The following is a 7393-nucleotide window of genomic DNA, read 5'->3' on the forward strand; positions in this document are numbered from 1 at the left end:
GAATAACGCATTATACACAGGTGCAAATCAGGCTTCGGGTGGTAAATGGCTGTTGTTTACCGATGCTGACGTGAAATTCGAAAAACATGCCTTTGCAAAAGCGCTCCATTATTTTGAAAGGAACGGCTTGGATCACCTTACTGCTGCGCCAAACTTAAGTGCTAACCGGTTTTGGCTAAAAACATTTGTCGCCTTTTTCCTGTTTGGTTTTTCTTATTTTAAACGACCGTGGTTAGCCAACAACCCAAAATCAAAGATTGGAACAGGGATAGGCGCATTTAATCTTGTGTTAAAAGAGGCATATGAAGCTTTTGGTACACATGAGAAGATAAAAATGCGACCGGATGATGATTTGCAGCTCGGGATGAAAATGAAAAAAGCCGGTTACCGCCAAAGAATTGTGACTGCATTACATTTAATTGAAGTGGAATGGTATGGAAGTTTAAAAGAAGCATTAATCGGCCTAGAGAAAAATACATTTGCAGGATTACACTACCGAATCAGCATGGTCATTTTTGCGATCCTTGGGGTTTTTATCACAAACGTTCTCCCCTTTTTGATGATTTTTTCCGGTAATAAGACTGTCGCCCTGTTATCGTTCGGTAATATTGTACTGAGTGGAATTCTTTATATTGTGGTCATTAAAAAATTAACGTTATTCTCCCCTCTCATGTTTTTGGTTTTTCCCATTACAGCCTTGCTCTTTATTTATTCGATTCTTCGGGCGAGCCTTCTAACCTTTAAGCGCGGCGGTATTGTTTGGAGGGGAACAACCTATCGGTTAAGCGAACTCCGAGAAAAAGAATAAAAGCTTGATTTTTTTCATTAAACAATCCTTTTGCTATACTAAAAAAGGATTGTTTACTATTTAATTTCGGGAGGCTTATATAATGGCAGTAAAACTATTCTCCCCCTATACCATCAAGGGGGTCACACTTAAAAATCGGATCGTGATGTCGCCAATGTGTATGTATTCGAGCCACAACGAAGATGGCCATTTACAAAACTGGCATCGTACTCACTATACAAGCAGAGCCGCCGGTCAGGTCGGTCTGATCATTGTTGAAGCAACATCAGTAACACCTCAAGGCAGGATTTCACCTAGAGATTTAGGTATCTGGAGCGATGAGCATGTTGAAGGCTTTACTGAGCTTGTTGGTCTAATGAAAGAGCATGGTGCTAAGACTGGGATTCAACTCGCCCATGCCGGCAGGAAAGCCGTATTAGAAGGTGAAATTCTTGCCCCTTCTGCACTAGCTTTTAATGAAAAAATGAAAACACCAAAGGAAATGTCCAAAACAGATATTGAAGAAACAGTCGAAGCATTTAAAAAAGGTGCGGAGCGTGCAGGAAAAGCCGGTTTCGATGTGATTGAAATCCATGGCGCTCATGGGTATCTTATCAATGAATTCCTTTCGCCGCTATCCAATAAAAGAGCCGACGATTACGGTGGTTCTGCTGAAAACCGCTACAGATTCCTCCGTGAAGTCATTGATGCAGTGAAAACTGTTTGGGACGGTCCATTATTTGTGAGAGTATCTGCTCATGATTATCACGAACAAGGATTAACTCCAGAAGATTACATAGCTTTTAGTCAATGGATGAAAGAACAGAACGTCGATTTAATTGATGTAAGTTCTGGTGCTGTTGTCCCTGCCCATATTCACGTCTATCCTGGATACCAAGTAAAGTACTCCGAAACCATTAAAAATGGTGCTGACATATCAACTGGTGCAGTAGGATTAATCACTTCAGGGATTCAAGCTGAGGAAATAATACAAAATGACCGAGCCGATTTAGTCTTCATAGCACGTGAATTACTTCGCGATCCGTATTGGCCGCGGACTGCAGCAAAGGAACTTGGCGTTACGATTGAGGGACCAAAACAATACGAGCGCGCTTGGTAATAGATCAAAAAGAGGGTGTCAACAACATGACATCCTCTTTTTATTTGCAACCTAGTTAAATATGAAGCGGAATCGTTATTTCTTTAAAATCCTCGGCAATATCTGTATTCGGAAATACTTCCTTCGCTTCATCCACTAATTCCAGCCAATTATTTCGATCATACCGAGAGCTTATATGGGTTAAATACAATAGTTTACTGCCAGCCTTCCGTGCAACTTCTGCAGCTTGATGGGTGGTTGAATGAAAATAGTCGTGGGCAAGTCTTTCTTCATTTGAAGAAAAGGTTGCTTCATGTACTAAAAGATCTGCATTTTCAGCCAATAAAATCGCATTTTCGCAGTACCGTGTATCACCCAAAATCGTGACAATTCTCCCCTTCTGTTCCGGACCCAGAAACTCATTTGGATCAATGGTCCTGCCGTCTTCAAGGGTTACTGCTTCACCATTTTTAATTTTTCTAAAAATCGGTCCCGGCTGTACTCCCGCTTCCTTCAGCTTATCTGCAAGCAATGTTCCAGGTCTATCCTTTTCAACGATTCGATATCCATAGGAAGGGATACCGTGGTCAAGTCGCCGAGCTTCCACCATAAACTGTTGATCTTCAAAAATAATCCCCTCTTCAATCTCGGTAACAACCAAAGGGTATTTCAAATAGGTCTGGCTTAAAGATAGGCTGGCATGAATATAGTCTTTTATTCCTTTAGGCCCATAAACCGTTACCTCTGATTCCCCGCCTTGAAAAGAGCGGCTTGATAATAATCCAGGCAACCCGTAGATATGATCACCATGAAGGTGGGTAATAAATATTTTTTCAATTCGTCGTGGTTTTATCGAAGTATGTAAAATTTGATGTTGGGTAGCTTCACCGGCATCAAATAACCAAACCGCTCCCCGCTCCTCAAGCAATTTCAGTGCGATAGACGTCACATTACGGAGTTTTGCCGGCATTCCTGCTCCAGTTCCTAAGAAAAATATATCCACAAATAAAAACTCCTCTCAAAATTCCGTTCCTTAAATCCAATATTGATAATATAGCACAAACAGAATTCAATTTCTCCTCAAAGGATGGCTATATAATAAGTGAATATCAGGAATTAATATGTGAAAAATAAAAAAATGACCGACTTGCATTGTATTATTTTTGCGAAGTCTGATGGAATGCGATAAAATCAAACAATGTGAACATAAGATTATTAAGCATTTTTACATAAACAGAAAAGAGGTATTTACTTTGGAGCAGACTGGAAACATGACTTCATTAATTATGATTTTTGGTGCGACTGGAGATTTAGCAAAACGGAAGTTGTTTCCGTCCCTTTACCGGTTATTTGAGAAAGGTAAATTAACTAAATTTGCCGTAATAGGGGTAGCAAGGAGATCCCTATCAAACGATGAATTTCAACATTCAGTCAAAGATTCGGTCATATCAGCCCTAGGAGAAAAAGACAGGATTGAGGACTTTATCTCTCATTTTTACTATCAATCACATGATGTTGCTGATTCCAATTCTTACGCTTTATTAAAAAATTTAGCAGATGAGATTGATCAAAACTATCATTTAGAAGGAAATCGTATTTTTTATCTTGCGATGGCACCTGAATTTTTTGGAACCATTGCTTTGCACTTAAAATCAGACAAACTTACAGCCGTAAAGGGTTATAAACGCCTCGTCATTGAGAAGCCTTTCGGACATGACTTACCATCTGCAATCGAGCTAAATAAACAAATCAGAAGTGCGTTTGAAGAAAAAGAAGTTTATCGGATCGATCATTATTTAGGCAAAGAAATGGTGAGGAACATCGAAGTAATCCGATTCGCCAATGCTATTTTTGAGCCGCTTTGGAATAACCGTTATATCTCAAATATTCAAATCACCTCTAGTGAAGTTCTCGGAGTTGAAGAACGCGGCCGTTATTATGAAACAAGCGGCGCCCTTAGAGATATGCTGCAAAACCACATGATGCAAATGGTGGCTTTGCTTGCAATGGAACCACCTATAAACCTCTCTACCGATGAAATACGTTCCGAAAAAGTTCGGGTATTTCGTGCGCTTCGGGCGGTTGAGGGTGAACAAGTCAATGATTATTTTATTCGTGGTCAATACGGTGAAGGTAAGGTTGAAGAAGTCCAAGTACCTGCTTATCGTGATGAACCGATGGTGGACAAGGAATCGAATACAGAAACCTTTGTTGCCGGCAAAATTATGATTGATAATTTCCGTTGGGCTGGTGTTCCTTTCTACATTCGAACAGGAAAAAGAATGTTAACAAAATCAACAAAAATAGTGGTTCAATTTAAAGATATACCAATGAATCTATATTACCAAACCGAAAAAATGTTAAATCCAAACCTCCTTGTGATTCACATTCAACCAGAAGAAGGAATTACACTGCACCTAAACGCCAAGAAGGCAGGTGGACATTTAGATGCACAAGAGGTAAAACTAAGCTTTGCCAATACAGGTATCCATGCGATGAATACTCCTGAAGGCTATGAGAAACTTCTTTACGATTGCATGCGAGGCGATGCAACGAATTTTACACATTGGGATGAAGTGGCCTATTCTTGGAGTTTCGTTGATAAAATTTCTGCGGTATGGGAAAGTACGAAGGAAAACTTCCCTAATTACCAATCGGGGACAATGGGTCCAAAAGAGGCAGATGAGCTGCTAGAAAAAGACGGCTACTTCTGGTGGCCGGTAACAGATCTAGATGTTGATATTTGTAAATAATAAGGCAGAAGTGCCCGTTTAAAAAATCACCACTTTGTTATGACAGCAAAGTGGTGATTTTTACTCTGGGTCATTATTTTTATTGGGAAAGGTTTGGAGAAAGTCTTTATTAAAGCTCGTTCCTGCACCGATATTGTCGGAAGTAGGAGTTTGATGAGCCCCCGCGTTTTCGATAATTTTTTTTCCGTATTTTTCACGAAGACTAGATAGTGCATTAAGTAAGGGTTCTTTTTTGGCATCCTTTTCATACGAAAATAAATCTAACTGTTTATAGGCATGGTCATGATCTACTAAATCATTGCCTGTAATCCCTAGTAATCGCACAGCGTCTCCATTCCAAGCATTTAGAAAAATCTGCTGAGCAAAGGAAGATATATCGTCTTTATGATTGGTTGGGTTGGGAAGTTTTTTACTTCTAGTGATCGTCCTTCGATCCTTATAACGAATGGTTATCCCAAGAGTTCCTGCAAGCACCTTCTTTCGCTTCAGCCTTACTGAAACCGTTTCTGCTAATGACGTTAACACACGAAAAAGTTCATGTTGATTACTAATGTCCCGAGGAAGGGTTGTTGAATTGCCGATACTCTTAAATTCCTCAATCGATTCCGGGTCAACAGGGCGGTAATCGATCCCATTTGCTCGTTCTTTTAATCGAATTCCATTGATGCCGAGCAGTGTTTTTAGTTGAATCTCATTCCCTTTTGCTAAATCACCAATTGTGTGAATTCCAATTGTCTGTAATTTTTCAGCTGTCTTTTTTCCAACACCGTGCATATCATTTGTGTTCAAAGGCCAAAGAACGTTTGGTATATCACGTTTTCGCAGAATGGTAATCCCCATTGGCTTTTTCATATCTGAAGCTGTTTTCGCTAAAAATTTATTTGGAGCTATCCCGATACTACATGGTATATCTAGTTGCTCTAATATCCGTTTTTGAATACTCTCAGCAATTTCGATTGGGCTTCCGTACTCAAAGCTCTCCGTTATATCCAAGTATCCCTCGTCAATTGAAACGGGCTCTACAAGGTCTGTGTAGTGCCTGAGAATTTCAAACATACCAATGGAAACGGCTCGATAACGCTCAAAGTTGGGTCTCATGACGATTAACTGCGGACATAATTTTCTCGCTTCCCAAAGCGGCATCGTAGTTTTTACCCCAAATTTTCTTGCTTCGTAATTGCAGGTGACAATGATACCTCTGCGCTCCTCTACATTTCCAGCAATCGCGAGCGGTTTACCCTTAAGATTGGGATCATAGGCCATTTCAACAGATGCATAAAAGCTATTCATATCTACATGTAAAATGACTCTTCCATTTTTGGGGTACATTTCTTTCATGCTGGCACTTCCTTACCACATTTTCTTCCCTTAGTATATCAAAAAGGAGAACCTACAGTTAGGTTCTCCTTTCAAATAGATTATTGATTTGCCACTTCGTCGATAATCGCAAGTGTCATTTCTGCAAGCTTATACAATTCTTCAACTGGCATGCGTTCGTTTGTTGTATGAATTTCTTCATAACCAACAGCAAGATTTACGGTTGGAATATTGAACCCAGCAAATACGTTGGCATCACTACCGCCGCCGCTATGCTGAAGTTCACAACTACGACCAATTTTGGCAGCTGCCTTCCGTGCGACTTCGACAACATGATCACCTTCACCAAATTTAAAGCCTGGATACATGACTTCTACATTTACTTCGGCTCTGCCGCCCATTTCTGCAGCAACTGTTTCAAATGCTTCCTTCATTTTACTCACTTGAGCTTGCATTTTTTCAGGGATAAGTGAACGTGCCTCCGCTAAAATATCAACACGGTCACATACGATATTGGTTGCCTGGCCTCCTTCGAAGCGGCCAATGTTGGCAGTTGTTTCGTGATCAATTCTTCCTAACGGCATCTTCGCAATCGACTTAGCTGCAATTGTAATCGCGGAGACCCCTTTTTCTGGTGCTACACCAGCATGTGCTGTTTTACCGTAAATAACGGTTTTTACCTTTGCTTGTGTTGGGGCAGCTACCACTACGTTACCAACTAAGCCATCGCTGTCTAGGGCATATCCGAATTTTGCTTTCATCAGTGAAGAATCAAGTGCTTTTGCACCAACAAGACCAGACTCTTCCCCAACAGTAATCACAAATTGTATCAAGCCATGTGGCAGGTTTTGTTCTTTTAATTGACGAATTGTCTCAAGTATAACTGAAATTCCCGTTTTATCATCGGCACCTAAAATCGTCGTTCCATCCGTAACGACATAACCGTCTTTTATAGATGGCTTTACACCTTTAGCGGGTGTAACAGTATCCATATGACAAGTAAAATAAATCGGGTCAACACCCTCTTTAGTTGCCGGCAGTGTACAAATTAGGTTACCAGCACCATGTCCAGTTACAGCTGTTGTATCATCTTCAAAAACTTCGAGGCCAAGCTCCGTAAATTTTTGTTTTAATACCTTTGCAATTTCTGTCTCAAATTTTGTTTCTGAGTCAATTTGCACAAGTTCTAAAAATTCATTCAAAAGACGTTCCTGATTAACCATTAGATTGACCTCCAATTATGTACTCACTATTTGTCCAGCTCTGGTGCCTAGGAAAGACTAAGCACTTGTGCTTTTCCTATTTTAGTATACCTTTTAATAAAAGTATCTTCAAATGATAGAGAGTACACCTAAACCGGGAGTAGCAGTTTGTTTATGGCACTGTTAAACTTGCCTGTTGATTTCCGCTCCAGGCCTGTGCGGTTCGCGGGCGGTC

General features: G+C 40.3%; 6 protein-coding genes. 3 read left to right on the top strand and 3 right to left on the bottom strand.

Translation table 11 applies throughout. From position 1 onward, the window contains the following. On the top strand, positions 1-808 hold an 808-nt coding region (locus tag V7137_RS23815), incomplete at its 5' end, for a glycosyltransferase (RefSeq protein ID WP_335700368.1). Positions 809-890: 82 nt separating this feature from the next. Further along, positions 891-1907 (top strand): NADPH dehydrogenase NamA, encoded by a 1017-nt coding sequence (gene namA, locus V7137_RS23820; protein WP_335700369.1) that lies wholly within the window; start codon positions 891-893, stop codon positions 1905-1907. A gap of 55 nt (positions 1908-1962) precedes the next feature. Here the strand turns inward: namA and rnz are convergent, their stop codons facing one another. Further along, positions 1963-2889 (bottom strand): ribonuclease Z, encoded by a 927-nt coding sequence (gene rnz / locus V7137_RS23825; protein ID WP_335700370.1) that lies wholly within the window; start codon positions 2887-2889, stop codon positions 1963-1965. Between the two features lie 283 nt (positions 2890-3172). Here rnz and zwf point away from each other — a divergent pair, with 283 nt between their 5' ends. Beyond that, positions 3173-4639 carry a glucose-6-phosphate dehydrogenase gene (gene zwf / locus V7137_RS23830; protein ID WP_335700379.1) on the top strand — a complete coding sequence of 489 codons (1467 nt, stop codon included), beginning with the start codon at positions 3173-3175 and terminating at the stop codon, positions 4637-4639. A gap of 60 nt (positions 4640-4699) precedes the next feature. Here the strand turns inward: zwf and V7137_RS23835 are convergent, their stop codons facing one another. Next, positions 4700-5977: a DNA polymerase IV gene (locus V7137_RS23835; protein WP_335700371.1), complete on the bottom strand. Its 1278-nt coding sequence runs from the start codon at positions 5975-5977 to the stop codon at positions 4700-4702. A gap of 80 nt (positions 5978-6057) precedes the next feature. Next, entirely contained in the window at positions 6058-7179 is a 1122-nt protein-coding gene (locus V7137_RS23840) for a tripeptidase T (protein WP_335700372.1), read from the bottom strand. Between the last annotated feature and the right edge of the window lie 214 nt (positions 7180-7393).

It is taken from the genome of Neobacillus drentensis, from assembly GCF_036962765.1.
GTDB lineage: Bacteria > Bacillota > Bacilli > Bacillales > Cytobacillaceae > Neobacillus > Neobacillus drentensis_C.